At 61.9% G+C, this 17,144-nt stretch carries 15 protein-coding genes; 4 read left to right on the top strand and 11 right to left on the bottom strand.

Translation table 11 applies throughout. The features are described 5' to 3' along the window. Positions 1-143 precede the first annotated feature (143 nt). Positions 144-536 (top strand): hypothetical protein, encoded by a 393-nt coding sequence (locus LNV07_RS05400; protein ID WP_263570143.1) that lies wholly within the window; start codon positions 144-146, stop codon positions 534-536. Then, positions 533-1,303, top strand: coding sequence for a zinc ribbon domain-containing protein (locus tag LNV07_RS05395; RefSeq protein WP_263570142.1), 771 nt, complete (start codon positions 533-535; stop codon positions 1,301-1,303). The genes LNV07_RS05400 and LNV07_RS05395 overlap by 4 nt, the downstream gene beginning before the upstream one ends. 254 nt (positions 1,304-1,557) lie before the next feature. Here LNV07_RS05395 and LNV07_RS05390 read toward each other — a convergent pair whose 3' ends face one another. From LNV07_RS05390 to LNV07_RS05350, 9 genes are all read right to left on the bottom strand, one after another. Continuing rightward, the gene (locus LNV07_RS05390; RefSeq protein ID WP_263570141.1) at positions 1,558-2,394 is read right to left on the bottom strand and encodes an undecaprenyl-diphosphate phosphatase; all 837 of its coding nucleotides are present in this window, start codon (positions 2,392-2,394) and stop codon (positions 1,558-1,560) included. Positions 2,395-2,852: 458 nt separating this feature from the next. Then, positions 2,853-6,449, bottom strand: coding sequence for an ABC transporter permease/M1 family aminopeptidase (locus tag LNV07_RS05385; protein ID WP_263570140.1), 3,597 nt, complete (start codon positions 6,447-6,449; stop codon positions 2,853-2,855). Positions 6,450-6,461: 12 nt separating this feature from the next. Further along, a complete protein-coding gene (locus LNV07_RS05380) occupies positions 6,462-7,358 on the bottom strand; it encodes an ABC transporter ATP-binding protein (protein WP_263570139.1) in 897 nt (298 codons plus the stop codon). A gap of 174 nt (positions 7,359-7,532) precedes the next feature. Next, positions 7,533-8,405 (bottom strand): LytR/AlgR family response regulator transcription factor, encoded by an 873-nt coding sequence (locus LNV07_RS05375; protein ID WP_263570138.1) that lies wholly within the window; start codon positions 8,403-8,405, stop codon positions 7,533-7,535. Then, positions 8,402-8,830 (bottom strand): hypothetical protein, encoded by a 429-nt coding sequence (locus LNV07_RS05370; RefSeq protein ID WP_263570137.1) that lies wholly within the window; start codon positions 8,828-8,830, stop codon positions 8,402-8,404. Before LNV07_RS05370 ends, LNV07_RS05375 begins: the two co-directional genes overlap by 4 nt. After that, complete coding sequence (locus tag LNV07_RS05365; RefSeq protein WP_263570136.1) at positions 8,827-10,278, bottom strand: sensor histidine kinase; 1,452 nt, start codon at positions 10,276-10,278, stop codon at positions 8,827-8,829. The genes LNV07_RS05370 and LNV07_RS05365 overlap by 4 nt, the downstream gene beginning before the upstream one ends. Before the next feature lie 254 nt (positions 10,279-10,532). Continuing rightward, positions 10,533-11,102 carry a YceI family protein gene (locus tag LNV07_RS05360; RefSeq protein WP_263570135.1) on the bottom strand — a complete coding sequence of 190 codons (570 nt, stop codon included), beginning with the start codon at positions 11,100-11,102 and terminating at the stop codon, positions 10,533-10,535. A gap of 59 nt (positions 11,103-11,161) precedes the next feature. Further along, positions 11,162-11,722 (bottom strand): YceI family protein, encoded by a 561-nt coding sequence (locus LNV07_RS05355; RefSeq protein WP_263570134.1) that lies wholly within the window; start codon positions 11,720-11,722, stop codon positions 11,162-11,164. Beyond that, the gene (locus tag LNV07_RS05350; RefSeq protein ID WP_263570133.1) at positions 11,719-12,306 is read right to left on the bottom strand and encodes a cytochrome b; all 588 of its coding nucleotides are present in this window, start codon (positions 12,304-12,306) and stop codon (positions 11,719-11,721) included. Before LNV07_RS05350 ends, LNV07_RS05355 begins: the two co-directional genes overlap by 4 nt. 179 nt (positions 12,307-12,485) lie before the next feature. Between LNV07_RS05350 and LNV07_RS05345 the strand changes: the two genes are divergently transcribed. Both LNV07_RS05345 and LNV07_RS05340 read left to right on the top strand, forming a co-directional pair. Continuing rightward, positions 12,486-13,073, top strand: a complete 588-nt coding sequence (locus tag LNV07_RS05345) for an HD domain-containing protein (RefSeq protein WP_263570132.1) — start codon at positions 12,486-12,488, stop codon at positions 13,071-13,073. Positions 13,074-13,320: 247 nt separating this feature from the next. Next, on the top strand, positions 13,321-15,099 hold the full coding sequence (locus tag LNV07_RS05340; protein ID WP_263570131.1) for a hybrid sensor histidine kinase/response regulator: 1,779 nt from the start codon (positions 13,321-13,323) through the stop codon (positions 15,097-15,099). A gap of 140 nt (positions 15,100-15,239) precedes the next feature. Here LNV07_RS05340 and LNV07_RS05335 read toward each other — a convergent pair whose 3' ends face one another. Together LNV07_RS05335 and LNV07_RS05330 are read right to left on the bottom strand one after the other, a co-directional pair. Continuing rightward, positions 15,240-16,274, bottom strand: a complete 1,035-nt coding sequence (locus LNV07_RS05335) for a TAXI family TRAP transporter solute-binding subunit (protein WP_263570130.1) — start codon at positions 16,272-16,274, stop codon at positions 15,240-15,242. Further along, a complete protein-coding gene (locus LNV07_RS05330) occupies positions 16,275-17,135 on the bottom strand; it encodes a double zinc ribbon domain-containing protein (protein WP_263570129.1) in 861 nt (286 codons plus the stop codon). Between the last annotated feature and the right edge of the window lie 9 nt (positions 17,136-17,144).

Genomic DNA, 17,144 nt, shown 5'->3' with positions numbered 1-17,144 from the left:
TCCGCGGTGCGCTGACGCGCCTTTTGACCCTCAGCCTGCCAATGCTGCTGAGCACCCCCAGGCAGACGACCTACGTCGTCCGCCCCCCGAGGGGGTCAAGAAAGCTCGGGGCGACCCTTCTCTTTCTTGTAAGCACCGCTGGCTTGCTCGGGGTGTCGCCTGCCCAGGCGCTTGATCTGGTCAGCAGCGCCGAGGCTGCGTTGCCGGACGATGTGACACGTGGCATCACCCGTTCGGCCAGCATCGTGCAGGAGCAGCCGCCGCCCAAGAGTGGCCCGGTACGCTCGCCATTCCAGCTGAAGATTGCGCTCAAAGCCCATGGTGGCTCGCGTATCGATGTCAAGAGCGTGCAGTTGATTTATATGAAAACCCCGATGGTGGATTTGACCGAGCGTGTGCGTGCAGGCATCAGCGAGAGCGGCATTCTGATGGAGGGTTTGAGCTTGCCTCCGGGCCAACATCGCATCCAGGTTCGGGTGGCTGACAGCGAGGGCCGCGAGTCTGAGGCCATGGTGCAGTTGGACGTCGCCCGATGAAATGTCCCTATTGCGTCAGCGTTATCGACGACGAGGCGCTGGCCTGTCCGCATTGCGCCCGTGATCTCTATCTGTTCAAGCCCTTGCTGGCGCGAATCCAAGCGTTGGAAACGGCGCTGGGCGAGGCCGGCAGCCGCATTGACACGCTTGAACTTGGACCTGCCGCCCCTCCGTCGGCGGCCCTGCCTTCCACGGTGCAGGAAGAACCCACGTCTTGGCCTGCCTGGGCCTTGCTGCTGCCGGCATTGCTGCTCTTGCTGTCGGCTCATGCATTGATCGTCATTGCCCTCGATTTGCCGACCTTGTGGCTGCGACTGGCTTCGCTGTTGATCCCGCTGCCCTTTGGCTATTTGCTGGTGTGCGGCAATGCGCGCAGCGTCTTCATCAATCTGCTGCTTGCGGGCGCCGTTGCCTTGCTCAGCGTCATCGGCATGAGTGCGCTGGTGGCTCTCATCGACGGTACGCCCGTGCTGCCGGCCAATAGTCGTGAATGGCGCGAGTTTGCGTATTACGCCGTCAGTATTTTGCTGAGCTTCAGCACCGGCATGATCGTCAGCCGCCTGCGCCAGCGTGGGGTGAGCTTGGCTCAGTTGGGCAAGAACGCCTTGCTGCTGCGCCTGGTGGGCACCGTCTGGGGCGCCGCGCGCGACCCGGCCAAGATGCAAAAGCAGTTAGAGGCGATGCGCAACTTGCTCGGTACCATTACCGCCACCGCGACCGCCGTGGCCTCGCTGGCCAGCGGCCTGACTGGGGTGGTCGGCGGTTAAGGTCAATCCGGTTTTCGCCTTGATGAACGCGGCAAGCCAACACCAGCTTGGCAGTCGTCGCCACCGGGCGAGTCTGCTGCCTCGCTGAATGCTGCGTGCCTGGAGTGAGCATCCAAGGTCACACCCGTCAAGCAATTTGAAGCCAGCTCGAATGCTCCCCGCGCTCGGCGTACTGCGGATCTGGGTCCGGATCGATCGCACGCCGGCTCCTGCTGCCAAGCAACTCCATGCGGCCGTGCCGCAGAAAAAATTGCTCAGTCTTTCCAGACGATGCTGCCGGTGTAAGCCGTCACCAGAATCAGAATACCGAAGCCGATCCGGTACCAGGCGAAGGGCGTGAAGCTGTGGCTGGAGATGTAGCGCAGCAGCCAGCGCACGCAGACCCAGGCGCTCAGGAAGGAGAACAGCAGGCCGACGCCAAACATCGGCACATCGGCCATGCTCAGCAGCGCACGCTCCTTGAACAGGCTGTAGAGACCGGCGCCGATCAGCGTCGGGATGGCCAGGAAGAAGGAGAAATCGGTCGCCGCCTTGCGTGACAAGCCCATCAGCATGCCGCCGATGATGGTCGAGCCGGAGCGGCTGGTGCCAGGAATCATCGCCAGGCATTGAATCAAGCCCACCTTGAGCGCGTCCAGTGGCGTCATGTCGTCGACCGACTGCACGCGTACTTGCCCGCCCGCGCCGGCCTGTTGACGCCGCTCGGCCCACAGAATAATGAAGCCGCCGAGGATGAAGGTACTGGCCACCACCGTCGGCGTGAACAGATGTGCCTTGATGGCTTTGCCGAACAAGAGGCCCAGCACAACGGCCGGCAAGAAACCGATTGCAACATTGAGGACAAAGCGGCGCGCGCGCGCGTCATGGCCCAAGCCGGCCGCCACTTCGCGCAAGCGCTGCGAGTAGACCAGGATGACGGCGAAGATCGCGCCGGTCTGAATGGCGATGTCGAAGACCTTGCTTTTGGCGTCATCAAACCCCAGCAAGGAGCCGGCCAGAATCAAATGCCCGGTGCTCGAAATCGGCAAGAACTCGGTCAGGCCTTCGACGATGCCCATGATGGCGGCCTTGATCAGCAAAATGGCGTCCACGCGGGGCTCCCTTGTTTTTTGAATGGCCGCGATGATAACAAGTGACCATGTCGATCTCGGTTGGTTGGGGCCAGCGCATCAGGCCTTTCACATGGGCTGATAGCGGGTGATAGGCGACAGGCAATGCACTGCTAGGCAGGCGCTGCCCCCATACCCGAGAAGAGATTGCGTGGGTGGTGTTGGGGGCGCTTGGTCTGTTCTATCCGCCCCCATGCGGCAGGGCGAACTCCTTGCATCGTGAGGGGGCAGCAGTTCAAACGACGCAGGCCGACCGCGTATTTTTGTACGCGATCGCAGCGGCCAATCCTTGCCTCAACCTATTCCATGCGCCAGGCATCAGCGCCGGGTCTCGCCGCCAAGAGGTCGCAGTTTGCCTCTGGCAACCCGCTCGCGCCAGCTAGGATCGCCCGCCGACCTGCCCATTCTTGGAATCGACGGGCAAACAGCCAGTCAACCCATCACTGCAACTCCACCTTGCTCAAGTTGTCATCCGAGTTGCGGTCAATGCGCATGTTGTAGGGATCAACACCGACATAGGCCGGGGCCTTGTCCAGCAGCAAGGTGATCTGCTGCTTGCCCGACTTCAGCTGTCGGCGTTCCATCAATAACACCGAGTCCCTTGTGAAGCCTTTCTTGCCCGGCTCGCTGCTAAAGGCGCCGATGTCCATGGCCTCGTTCAGCGGGCTCTCGGTCTCCTTGCCCTTGCCATCGGCATACATCTTCTTGGCGTTGACGGTGAAGGTGACTTCGAACTTGCCGTCGGCGCGCTGCTTGGCCTTGGCGTCCGTCGCCTTCAGGTCAAGCAAGGTGATTTTCTCGAACAGATCGACGATCAAGGCCTCATGCTGCGCGCCGGCTTCGGCGCGCAAGAGGCGCAGGAAGTCGCGCGTATCGGCATAGGGAGCGGGCTTGAAGGCATGCTCGGCCAGCAGCTTTTGCATGGCCCGGTTGACCACCGCTTCGCCGACGATTTCCTTCAGCGAGTACATCACCACCGCGCCCTTGCGGTAATGGATATAGGCCTGATTTTCGACCCGGGCCAGCGGCAGCTCTTCCACCAGCTCGCCCGCGCGGCTGCTCAGGTAACGATCCAGTTCGTACTTCAAGAATTTGCGGATCTGGTCCTTGCCGTAGAGCTTCTCCATCACCAAAAGGGCCGAGTATTGGGCGAAGGATTCGCTCAGCATCGTCATGCCTTGCTTGTCGGCGCCATTGACCTGGTGGCCCCACCATTGGTGCGCGATCTCATGCGCGGTGACAAAGGTGACCAGATCAACCTTCTCGGCCGCGTCCTCGTCCTTGAAATCCTGGATGAAACCGATGGCCTCGGAGAAGGGCACGGTGGCCGCAAATGCCTGGGCAAAGCGCTCATAAGCCGGGAACTCGATGATGCGGGCCTGCTTGAATTGGTAGGGCGAGAACTGCTCGCTGTACAAATCCAGGGAGGCCTTCATCGCGGAGAACATGCGCTGCACATTGCTGTTATGGGCCGGGTGATGGAAGATCTGCAAGGCCACGGCCTTGCCATCTTTGCCGACCCAGCTGTCGCTGGCGATCTGGTAGCGGGCCGATTGCATCGAGAAGAAGTTGGCGGTCGGCGCATCACTGCGGGTGACGATGGTGCGGCGGCCATTGGCTGTGGTGTCGCTGATGGTCGAGCCGGGGGCGATCGGGGTTTGATCGGCATCGGTGCTCAGCGTGATTTCGGCGTTGACCAAATCGCTGTCGCGGCGCAGATAGTTGTGCGCGTTGGCGCTGTCGTCCTCCAGCTTGGCCACACGCACCTCGGGCGGCAGCCCAGCCTTGCGGCGTTTGGCGCGGTCCTGCAGCAGCAGTCCTTGGGGCACACCCAGCATTGGCGCAAATTGCTGGTTGCTGATGAAGCTGCCGTTGGGCACGATTTGCGTCTGCGGCCGGCTGTTGACGAAGCCCTGCTGCTCCATGCGCACCGCAAAGTCCAAGCCAAGCGTCTCGCCCGGCTGCAGCGGCTTGCCCAACCGAAAGACGCTGTGCGACAAGTTCTTGTAGTCCTTCTCCAGCAAGGCACCGTCCAGCGTCAGTGATTGAACCTTCAGCCCCGGAGCCCATTGCACATGCACCTGGCTGACGGCCGAGCCGCTGCGATTCTCCATTTGGTAATGGCCTTGGATGTCGGCACGGGCCTGATGCGGGTAGAGCTCGACCTTGAGCTTGACGTCGGTGATGGTCGGCTGCGGCAGCTTGGCAAAAGCCCACAATGTCTTCTCGTAGTCGGCCTGCAGCTGTTCTCTGATGGGGCCGGTTTCATAGTCATTCAGCACATTGCTGTTGTAGAACACATAGGCGCCGCTGCCCAGCCAAACCATGCCGGCCGCGCCCAAGAGCAGGCCGGGCGTGCCGGCCAGACGGTGGCGCAACTGGGCAATGCGCGGCTGCAAGCGGGTCTCGACACCGCGCCTCCACATCAGATGGGTGGCGACCATCAGCATCGCGCCAAAGGCCAGCCAATAAACCTGATGCCAGGCTCTGCCGATCCAGAAATTGCCCATGCCGTTCATATCGGACAGCGGCACTTGCGCGGTGCCGGCGAAGCTGTAGAGTTTGTGCTCCCAGCCCATGCCGTCCATCACCGTGGACATCACCATGAAGACCATCATCAGCGCCCAGCCGACGAATTTATGCGGCACCATGGCCTGCACGAAGATGGCCAGAATGGCCAGCAAGACGGCGCTGATCAGACCCGGCAAGACCAGCCACAGCAGATAGGCCGTCGGCTGAATCTGCGTGAAGCCATGGGCGAGCTGGAACAGGATGCCGGTGACCATGGCGGTAAGGTAACAAGCCAGCAGCACGCCCGTGATGGCAATTATTTTTGGCGTTAGAAAGGCCCAATTCGGCGCGGCGCTGGCATCCACGATCTCATGCATGCGGCGCTCACGGTCACGCCAGACCAGCTCGCCCGCATAGTAGACCGCGATCAGCAGCGGGATGATGCCGAAGCTGCCTTCCAGTGCGTCAATCACCGAACGCGTGACCGGCAGATAGGCGACGCCTCGCTCCGAGGTGGTCAAGAGCAGCGAGGCCAGCGCATTGAGCACACCGATGGCCAGCAGCACAAAAAAGGCCGGGCTCTTGAACACGAAGCGCATGTCGAAACGGGTCAAGGCGCGCAATTGCAGCCAGGCGGTGCTGCCGCCATGGCTGGGCTTGGCCAAGGGTTTGAGGCTTGGCATCGCATCGCTCTTGCCGACTTTCTCGGCCTTTGCCGCCGCCGTGGCCTGCGTCTCGAAATGGAACAAGCGGTAGGCCAGGCCAAACAGCGCGGCGGCCACGCCCAGCCAGATCAGCCGGTTGTAGAGCAACATGCCGCTCAAACTCGGCAGCAGGCTGTTGCGGTCGGCCGCGGTCCAGTATTTGGTCACTCGATTCAAGGCGCCGATGGCGAAGGGGTCGGCCAGGCCCGAGGCCATGTCCAGCGAGGGGTCCTTCAGCAAGACCCGCGAGGCTCCGAACAAGACCATGAAGGCGACCGCGCCGACATAGGTCCACATCATCGAGCGCGTGATCGTTGCCACGGCAAAGAAGCCCGCGCCCAGCACCAGCAGGGTCGGCACGCTGAACACCAGTTGCGCGAAGACATAATGGTTGAGCACCAGCGGGCCGAGCTGCTCGGCGTCCAGCCAGGGCATCAGCGAGCCGATCAGAATCGCCAAGGGCACGGCGCTGGTGACCAAGAAGGCCACGAATATCGCACCCAAGAAACGGCCGAGCAGATAGTCGAACTTGGTTACCCGGGTCGAGCGCAGAATGGCCGCGAAGCCGAACTCCTCATCGCGAATCACCACATTGGCCACAAAGGCGGTGACGACGAAGATCGCCATCACGTTCATGGTGGCGATCAACTCCAGGATGGCGTAAGGCGAGTTCAGATGGCTGCTGCCCTTGGGGCCGCCGATCACGATGTCGCTTGAAGTGACGGCGCCGAAGGCCATCAGGAAAAAGATCACAAAGCTGATCAGGAACAGCGGCGAGCGCAGCTGGTAGCGTGCCTCGAAGGCGAATATTTTGCTGAGCATTTTTTTGAATCCTCAGGCTGCGACGGTCGTGGTGTTTGCCTTGCGCGCCTGCACCAGCGTGGCGAAGTAGAGGTCTTCCAGGTCGCCGTCTACCGCCTCGAAGCCTGCCTCGGGCGCGCTGTCGGCCAGCACATGGATGACGGTCTGGCCGCCGCGCAGGCGGTTCGAAATCACATTCAACTCGACCTGATAGCGTGGCAGCGAGGCGCTGTCGACGGTGCGCCGCCAGACCCGGCCCTGCAGCTCGCGGCTCAGGGCCTGCGGTGCGCCGGTCTGCACAATTTTTCCGTTATTGATGATGGCCATGCGTGGGCAGAGATCGGCCACGTCTTCGACGATATGGGTGGACAAAATCACCACCACGTTCTCGCCGATCTCGGCCAGCAGATTATTGAAGCGGTTGCGCTCCTCGGGGTCGAGGCCGGCGGTCGGCTCGTCGACGATGACCAGGCTGGGGTTGCCGATCAAGGCTTGTGCGACGCCGAAGCGCTGGCGCATGCCGCCGGAGTAGCCGGCCACCGCCTTCTTGCGCACGCCCCAGAGATTGACCTGCGCCAGCAGCGTCTCGACGGTGTCCTTGCGCTCGCCCTTGTTGGCGATGCCTTTCAAAACGGCGAGATGGTCGAGCAGGTCGTAGGCGGAGACGCGCGGGTAGACGCCGAAGTCCTGCGGCAGATAGCCCAGCGTGGCGCGAAGGGCTTCGGGCTGCTTGATCACGTCGATGGCGCCGAACTTGATGCCGCCTGAACTGGGGGTTTGCAGCGTCGCGATGCAGCGCATCAGCGAGGACTTGCCCGCGCCGTTCGGCCCCAGCAGGCCGAACATGCCCTTGGGTATTTCGAGGTTGACATTGTCCAGGGCCTTGGTGCCGTTGGGGTAGACATGGGTGAGGTTTGAGAGTTTCAGCATGGGGTGAGCGTCGGGTGGGTTGGCTTGATCAGCGAAGACTGCCGCCAGTTTGATCGACTTGCGAGGGCGAAGCGATAGCGGTGCGACACACTGCAAAAAGTTTGGCCCGAGTTGCATCTGCTGCAACACGGGCCAAAGGGCTTGAACTACAAGGGCGTACGGATTAACGCTTGCCTACATGCCCTTGAACAAATGCGTATAGCTGCGGCTGACTTCGAGCTTCTCGCTGAGGCCTTTGACGCCGACCATCTGGCGGCCACGGAAGTCGCGCGTGATGCCGTCGATCGCGCGGGCATTGACCAGGGTCGAACGGTGCACCTGCCAAAACAGCGCGGGGTCCAACTCATCCACCAGCTCCTTGATCGGCTTGCGAATCAAGGCCTCGACGCGCGCCGTTTGAACCCGCGTGTACTTTTCGTCGCTGATGAAGAACAGCACGTCTTCGACCGGGATCATCTGGATCGCCTGGCCGACGGTGGCCTGAATCCATTGCAGATACTTGGGCGCGGCGCCGGGGTTGATCTGGGCCGAGAGCTTGTGCAGCAATTGCTGCAGCGGTGCGGCAGCGCCGCCTTCCGGAACTGCTGTTGATGCTTCTTCGGCGTTGCCGCCGCCATCACGCAGGGCCAAACGCTTCTTGATGCGCTGTACCGTCAGCGCCAGGCGCTCACGTTCGGCGGGTTTGAGCACATAGTCGGCGACGCCTTGCTCGAACGCTTCGACCGCGTATTGGTCATAAGCTGTGATGAAGACGATCTCGGGCACCAGCCAGTCTTCGCCTTCGGGCACATCATCGCCGCCGCCCATCTGGGCAATCTGGCGCGCGGCGTCGACGCCGGTCAGGCCTGGCATGCGAATGTCCAAGAACACCAGATCGGGGCGATGCTGTCGCACCAGCTCGACGGCTTCCAAGCCATTCTTGGCCTCGGCCACGATCTCCAGATCGGGCCAGACCTCGGTCAATCTGGCGCGCAATTGCTCGCGCATCAGGCGCTCATCGTCGGCCAAGACGGCGCGCACGCGTGGGGAATTTTGGGTGCTGTTCATCCGGCAATGCTAGCTTGTGTCGGCTCACTTGTGCGGCGCGGCGGGCGTGGGCGCTTGTTTCTCAGCACCAACCACAGCAACAAGCCGATGATGATGACCGGCGAGAACAGCATCGCGCCGAGGCTGAGCAAGCCCACCGCGACAAAGCCCAAGACCATCAAGGTCAGCAGAATCGGCAGGCCGACGCTGAAGAGCAGAACCAGCGGAATCACCAGGCAGACCACCGCGCCGGCCGCCAGCATGCCAAAGATGCCACCGAACCAGGGCAGCGACTGCAAGCCCTCGAAGTCCCAGTCTTCGCCATTGATGCTGATGCTGACATCGGGCTGGGCGATGAATTCATGCCACAAGGTGCCGCCCGCCCACAAACCCAGCAGGGCAGTCCCCAGGCTCAATATCAGCAGCCATTTGAAAGCCGTTTTCATGTTGAAACTCCTTGTGTTTGCTCATCGGAATCATTGCCGCGACTGCGGTAGGGCACGGTGATCATCACCTTGGTGCCGCTGGGTTGGTTCTCGCTCACCGTGACGCTGGCCTTGGCGCCGTACAAGAGCATCAAACGCTCGCGGATATTGGCCAGGCCGACACCGGTGCCTGCGGTGGCTGCGCGGCCAAAACCCAGGCCGGTGTCGGCCACGGTCACCGCCAGTTTGCCGTGGCTGACTTCGGCCTTGACGGTCAACATGCCGCCCTCGGCCTTGGGTTCCAGTCCATGCTTGATGGCGTTCTCGACCAAGCTCTGAATCATCATCGGCGGGAACTCGGCCGACAGCAGACCCTCAGGCACATTGATCTCGGTCTGCAGCCGCTCTTCCATGCGCACCTTGAGGATCTCCAGGTAGGGCTTGATGACGGCCAGCTCACGGCCCAGGTCTCGCACGCCGCTGGCATTGGCCTCGCGCATGGTCGGCATCGAGGCGCGCAAGAGTGCAATCAAGTTCTTCTGCATCTGCGAGGCGCGCGGCGGGTCGGTCTCGATCAAATGGTCGATCGAGGCCAGCGTGTTGAAGAGGAAATGCGGTTCCACCTGCGCCTGCATCGCGGCCATGCGGGCCTCGATCACCTGGCGCTTGAGCGATTCGGCCTCGGCCGTTTCGGTCGCTTGAGCGGCTTTCACTTCGGCCTGCAGGCGGCCTTTGTAGGTGACCTTGATGACGGCCGAGCCGAGCACAAAGAAGAAGGCCAGCTTGACCAGGAAGTCGCCCAGATGAACGGTGGTGGTGTGGCGGCGTGGCTGGCGCTGCGCCTCGCGGGCGGCGCGGCGGGCGTCCGCTGCGGCTTCCTGCGCGCTGACCTTGGCCGCTTCGGCGGCGGCTTGCAGGGCCAATTCGATGCCATGGCGGGCCTCTTCAATGGCCCGCTTGACCTCGGCCTGCTTGGCCTCTTTGGGCAGATTGATCTCGATCGAGGGCAGGTCGGGGTCGACTTCGTCGCCATCGGCGGCTTCGCTGGCGCTGGCCGAGGCAGCATCGCCGGGGGCAGACGCGCTGGACTTGGCCTTGCGCGGTTGGACCTTCACGCCGTTTTCGTCGATGGTGATTTCGTAGCGAATCGGCTTGTCGGACTTGAGCAGCGGCTTGGCCGCGCGGCGGGCTTCGGCCGAGGGCTCGGGCATGGCTGGCGACTCGGGCTCGGCCGCTGGTTCGGCGATCTCGTCGGGCGTGATGGTGGAGCTGATGCGCCAGGTGAAAGGAGGCAAATCCTGCAGGATGTTGACGCCAATCATCAGCGCGATCGCGTAGATGGTGAAGCGCTTCCAGCTGATGCTGACCAGCCAGCCGGCGTAGACATGAAAAATCCTCAGCGCCGCGGCGGAAAGACTTTGCCAGCGCTGGTACAGCGTGGGAGGCAGGGTGGAGGGACCTTGTTGCATAGGACGCACTGTACTGAAGGCTTTGACCGTTCGCGCTGCGCTCGCGATGCGGTGCGCAGCGATACCGACGAACTGCAGCAAAACACGACAGTCTGCAAGCCCTAAAAGCGAAAAAACCGCCGGCCGGCGAGGGCGGGCGGTTTTTTGGGGGGCGGATCTATTGGAGCTGTTTGTCCGGCAGGAACCCGCTCCATCAGTTGTTGCCAGAGCTACTCGCTTCGCTCGGGCGGTCTGGCACACAAAGCCCTCTTGCTTTATTGTTTGACCGCTTCGACCTGAATGATCAGCTTGACGTTCTTCGGGAAGCCCCAGGCCAGACCGTAGTCGACGCCCCATTGGCTGCGGTCGATGGTGGCTTCGAAGTCGCCGCCGCAGACTTCGCGCTTGAGCATAGGGTTGTCATAGCAGTTGAAGTTGGTGGCTTTGAGCGTGACCGGGTTGGTCTTGCCCATCAAGGTCAGCTGACCCTGCACTTCGCCGACCTTGTCGCCGTTGAAGACAAACTTGTCGCCGACAAACTTGGCGGTCGGGAACTTCTCGGCATTCAGCAATTCGGCGCTGAGCAAATGGCTGTTCATCGGCGCAAAGCCGGTGCTGACCGAGGCGATATCAAAACTCACTTCGACGCGACCGGTCTTGGCCGCGCGATCGAACTGCACCGATCCTTCTTTTTTGTCGAAGCGGCCGCGATTGGTCGAGGTGCCGAAATGGCCGATTTCGTAGGTGACGAAGGTATGACTGGGGTCGATGGCGTAGCTGGCGGGGGCGGCTTGGCTCAGAGTGGCTGCGACGGAGAGGGCGGCGGTCAAGATGAAATGCTTCATGGGTCAAAGAGTCTTGTGGTGGGTGAAGGATTGAATAGGGAGATTGAAAAGGGGGAAAGTCAGAGCGGAGCGATGCCGCTGAAGGCCAGTTTGAATTTGACCTGCACCTCGTTGGCGACCAAGGCCGGGTCGGCCCATTCGCCGTCGCCGATCTTGAACTCAAGCCGTTTCAGCACGAAGGCGCCGGTTGCGCCGGTGATGCCGCCGGCCTGGTTGAGGCTGATGGGCACGACGATATCGCGGCTCTGGCCCTTGATCGTCAGCCTGCCGGCGACCTCGAAGCGATTGGCGCCCGTGGCTTTGATCGCACTGCTCTGAAAGCTCGCTTGCGGCAGTTTTTTGCTGTCAAACCAGGGCGCTTTGGCCAACTCGGCCTCCAGCTCCGGCGCGCCCAGCGCGACGCTGCCCAGGTCGATCGTGAACGAGACTTGGCCGGTCTCGGGCTTTTTGGGGTCGAAATTCAGCTTCGCATCGAAGCGCTTGAAGCGGCCATCGACCGGCACGCCCATTTGGCGGCTGGTGAAGACAAGCTCGCTTTGTGCCGCCAGTAAATCGGCCGCGCTGGCGGGCCCGGTGGCACAGGCCAGGGGGATCAAAAGAAGTTGGAGCAGGGTTTTCATATTGAAGCGGTGGTCTTTGTTTTGAATGGCAACATGCGCTGAAGCAGGCCGTCACGGTCGATGAAATGATGTTTGAGGGCGGCGCCAAGATGCGCCAAGATCAGCGCCGTCAAGCCATAGGCGAGCAGCTTGTGGGCAAGCTTGAAGGCTTCCGCCAAGGCCTTGTCGACCGGCACAAAATCCGGCAGCGGCAGTACGCCGAACCACACAATCGGAAAGCCCGCCGCCGAGCTGTAGGCCCAGCCGGCCAAGGGCACGGCGAAGAAGAGGGCGTACAGCAGCGCGTGCGTCAAATGGGCCGCTCTTGCTTGAAGGGCAGGCATCGGCAAGTCGGCGGGCGGGCGATGCGTGAGGCGCCAAAGCAGGCGCAAGGCCGATAGCAACAGAATGCTCACGCCGGCCCATTTATGCCAGTTGTAGAGCTTCAGCCGGCTCGGTGAAAAGGGCAGATCGCTCATATACAAACCCAGGCCGAGTGAGCCGACGATGGCCAGGGCGAGTAACCAATGCAAGGCCATCGCGACGGCACTGTAACGCAGCGGCAGGGCGTTAGCGTCGGGTGGAGGGTTCAGGTATTTTTCCATGAATGGAGTGTGCGCGATGCATCGACGCCTAGGGTTCAGCAGGCTTGTGTTTACTGTTCACGGTTTTTGAATGATCGAATTTGGCAGCATTCACCTTCACTGCGGATTCATGGTTCCGTCATGGTGCGGTCATCGCCCACAGAGCAAGATGCCGGCATTGGCTTTCAAGGGTGACCGAGATGGATGTTGTACACAAGATCGAAGCCTTGTTCGAGCGTCGTGGCGCGACGATTTACACCGGGCGACGCCTGGAGCCGCGTGAGAGCGTGTCCGCGTTGGAACATGCGCTGCAATGCGCGCAATTGGCCGAATGGGCCTATGCCGACAACACCTTGGTAGCGGCAGCCTTGTTGCATGATCTGGGGGAGTTGATCGATGGCCCGGCCAAAGCGAGTTTGAATCGCGAAGAGCATGAGTTGCGTGCGCTGACGATGTTGGCGTCCGGCGGCTTTGGCCCAGAGGTGCTGGAACCCATCCGCCTGCACGTACAGGCCAAGCGTTACCTGGTTTCTACCGATGAGCGCTATGCAGTGGGTTTGTCGGCCGCCTCACAACATTCACTGGGCCTCCAAGGGGGCCGTATGAACGCCGAGGAGCGCATGCTCTTTCTCGCGCAAGCGCAATCCAGCCGGGCGCTGCAACTGCGTCGCTGGGATGATTTGGCCAAACAACCGGGCAAGCGAACGCCGCCGCTGGCCTACTACCTGAATTTGCTTGACGATGTGTTGCGAGAGGCGCGCCAACCGGCGCGGGTCGCCCTGGTTTGAGGCTATTTAGGGTTTCCATAGGGGGGGGGCATCCCTCTTGAGGGGGATGGCGGGCAGTCACTGCAAGCAAGATACTAGGCACTGATCGATACGCCGCCTGGACCTCGGCGTGTTGGTTGAAGGGGGAGGAAGACGACGCCGACAAGCAATGCCCGCAAGGGTGGCGCTTGTCGGCTTAGTTTTTTGTGCCATCGATCCTGGCGGCTGCCGGGGGGATACTCAACAGGGCTTTCCCGTGGGAGTTTTGATGGCGCGTGGGTCCTTGGCCGAACAGGCCGCCGTGGACGAGGAATTGCTGCGTTTGCTGGCGCGGCAGAGCCGACGTCTGCCTTACCCGGTCGGTGTCAGTGCGCTGGTGATTGCGGCAATGGCCTGGGGCAGCGTTCCGCATGGATGGGTATTGGGCTGGATTTCGCTGGTTTTCTCGGTGCTGGCCTTTCGGCGTTGGGCCTTGCAGCGCTTGGCTGTGCCGCAGCACAGGCCGGCCCGGAAGCGGCTGCGCTGGGCCAGTGGCTTGAGCGCCCTCAATGGCATCGTCTACAGCGCTTCGGTTGCGTTTGTGCCTTTCTTGAGCGACTACGAACGGATGGTGCAGACCATTCTTTTGCTTGGACTGTGCGCCGGTTCGGTGGCGACGACGGCCGGTTATTGGCCGGTGCTGTTGAGCTTCTTATTGCCGCTGAGTCTGTCCAATAGTCTGGCTTGGAGCCTTGGCGGCGGTGGGCAAAGGCCGGTCACCTGGTTGGAGCTGGCGCTGGCCGGTTTGATATTGGCCTTCGCCTGGATTCTGGCCGGCATGGCTCGCGATGCTTACCGCATCTTTGTCGACTCTGTCTTGATTCGCCACCAGCAGGCCAGCAGCAATCAGCAACTGAGCTTGGCACTTGAACGGGCCGAGTCGGCCATATCGGCCAAGACCCGTTTTCTGGCTGCGGCCAGCCATGACCTGCGCCAACCCATGCACACGCTGTCCTTGTTTGGTGCGGCCCTGATGCGGCGGCCGCTGGACGATGTCAGCACCGGCATCGTGCGCAGCATGAATCTGGCGGTGCAGTCGCTGGCCGCGCAAATGGACGTGCTGCTGGATATTTCCAAGCTCGACGCCGGCGTGGTGCAGGTCAAGCCGCGGGTCTTCGGCCTGCAACTGTGGTTGGCCCGGCTTTGTCAGGAAATGCAGGCGGCAGCCAATGGCAAGGGCTTGGCCTTGGAGTTGGGCTGCCCGGCCGATGCTTTTGTGGAAACAGACCCGGTGCTGTTGGAGCGAGTGCTGCGAAACTTGATCGACAACGCAATCAAGTACACCGACCAAGGGCATATCTCCGTCATGGTCGAGCGCGACGAGGCGGTCTGGCGGGTCTGCATTTGCGATACCGGCCGGGGCATCGCGGCCGATGAACAAGCGCGGATTTTTGAAGAGTTCTATCAAGTCGGCAACCCCGAGCGCGACCGCGCCAACGGCCTCGGCCTGGGTTTGTCAATCGTTGCTCGCCTGGTTGATTTATTGGATCTGCATCTGGGCTTGTCTTCGGTGCTTGGCCAGGGTTGCCGGTTCAGCTTGGGGCTAGAAGCTGCCGAATTGGGCTTGGCCCCGGATGAGGCCGGCGAGCCGAGTGCGGGGCAGTTGCCTCATTTGCATGTGCTGGTGCTGGACGACGAAGCACCGGTGCGCGAAGCGATGGCGGCCTTGTTGCAAGGCTACGGCTGTGATGTCACGGCGGTTGGCAGCACGCGGGAGGCCATTCTGCAAAGCCTGATGCGGCGGCCCGATATCGTCTTGAGCGATTTGCGACTGCGTGGCGCCGACGATGGCATCTCCGCGCTGCGCTCGCTGAGGAGTGCCCTACCCGGTTTGCCGGCGGTGCTGATCACCGGCGACACGGCGCCCGAACGCTTGCGCGAAGCCCACGCGGCCGGTTTGGTGTTGTTGCACAAACCCGTGCTTGAGGCGCAGTTGTTGGGGGCGATCAGAACCGCCTTGGCGGAGCAAACAAAGTCTGCTTCCCCTGATTCGCAATTGAATATTTAGCCACCGGGGTAACGCGTCAGCAATACGGGCTCTTGACCGGCTTGAAGATTGGCGCGACCCAGATCGCTTTCCTGCTAGCGCAGCAAATGGCGCCAGACCTTGGCGCAGGTCGGCAAGCCGACCTCTCGGTGGAGTCAAGCTCAGCCGCAGAGCCCCAATATGCGTTCTTCGGCCGAGCATTTTTTGACCTTCTTGACCACGCAGTTGCGCAATTGGTAGGTCGTCGGTGGGTAATAGGTCCAGCCCGGTGCCAACTTGGGCAGGCTCAAATCGACCTCGCGCCACTTCGGGTGGCCTTCGGCTTGCAAGCGCGAAAAGTTCTGGCACAGCGACTTGCCCAGGCGCCCGAAGCTTTCGACGGTGTCCTTCAAGTTGTAGTCATAGGTGACCAAGAAGGCGCCGACCGAGATGGTGGTGAAGTCCTCGGTCAGCAAATTGGGATAGTTGCTGGTCAGCACTTTTGCGGGGGCGTACACATTCAGCGCCGCTTGGGCCGAAGCATGGGTCGGGTCAAACTTGAGCAGCTTGATGAACTTCTGCGCTTCGGGCTTCATATTGGCGATCAAGGGCGCCGGTTGACCGGCCGCCACCACCACCACATCGACCGACTTGTCGCCAATCAGCTTGACCAAGGCCTCTTCGTTGGACAAGAAGCTGGCCTTGTCTTCGGCCATCGGGCCGTTGAACATCATCCGGTACAGGGTATGGGTGATCAAGGCCGCGCCGCTGCCGACCAGGCCACCGTTGATGCGGGCGTCTTTGATGTCGTGTAAATAATTCAGCTCGGAATCGGCGCGAACAATGTAGTGAATCTCGGTGTTGTAGAGCGGCAAAATAACCCGCAACGGCTTGATGATCGCGGCCGCCTCCGGGTTGCCTCCGGCCGCCTTGTCCAAAAACGCCTGGTAGACATCGGCCTGCACGACCGCCATTTTTACGCCCGGCTCGTAACGCATTAGCTTGACGTTGGCGGCCGAGCCCGAGGTCGGCAACACCTCCAGTGAAAATCCTGCGTCGGGCGCGACGAACTTGGCGAGGTCGCGGCCGATGGCGAAGTAGGTACCCTTCTCCGAGGCCGTCACTATCTTGTATTCGGGCATGGCCGCGGCCCAGCTGCAAGGAGCCAGCAAAGCGGCAGCAAGAACGGCGAATACAGGTATCAGCGGTAATTTCATTCAAGGGCTCCTGGGATTGGCTTCTTGTGTGCACAGGCCCAAAGCCAAGGCGGCGTCGGTGCAGGTGCCAATATTGGGTTGCTTCAAATCAAGGCCCTCGCCGACGCCGCTGCGCGTGCGCGGTCGGCTGCCATAGGGCTCCGTCACCGAGTTGGCGGCGGCGGCTGCGGCAGCCGCTGCCGCCGCGGCCTCGCGCCTGGAGATGGCTTTGCCGGCGCCGGGCGGCGTCAACTTGGCGATCGACGCGGCGAAGGCGGGCGAGGCGGGTGTAGTGACCGCCTCCTTTGCTTGCGCCAAGGCGGGGTCATTTGGGGTCGCGCTGGCGGGTTCTTCCCGGACCGGCAATGGTGCGGCGGAGGCGGCGGGCTCGGCCGCGAGCACAACCGCAGCCGTCTCGACGTTGGCGGGCTTTGTGGGCGCCGGCACTTCGCTTTGCGCCAGCTTGTTTGGCCCGGCCTCGGGCGCTGGGCGCAAGCCGAAATAGGCGGCCGCCGCGACGCCAAGCAGGGCCATGGCGATCAGCGGCGCCCGGCTCGTCTTGGCTTGACCAAAGGGTTCGGCGTGTTGCAAGAGCGGTGGCGCGGACTCAATATTCCCCGCTGTCTGTGGCGGCGCATTGGTGGGCGTGGTTTCGACAACCGCCTCGGTAGCGCCGGCCGCCTCGACGCCGGCCGCTTCGCTGAAACCGAGATCACCGTTGCAGCGTGAGCATTGCTCGCTCAGCGTAATGTCGTTGACCGAGCCGCAATGCGGGCAAGGCCGCAGGTGCAACGCGGCCCCGCAGTCATTACAGAATTTGGAGCCGGCCGGACTCACATGGTCACAGTACGGGCATAGAGCGTTTGATCTGGCTATGGGCATGAATTGTTT

The sequence above is a fragment of the Roseateles oligotrophus genome, from assembly GCF_025717515.1.
In the GTDB taxonomy this organism is placed as follows: Bacteria; Pseudomonadota; Gammaproteobacteria; order Burkholderiales; family Burkholderiaceae_C; genus Paucibacter_A; species Paucibacter_A oligotrophus.
The sequence above is the reverse complement of the archived record's forward strand: the minus strand, read 5'-3'. Positions and strand labels throughout refer to the sequence as shown.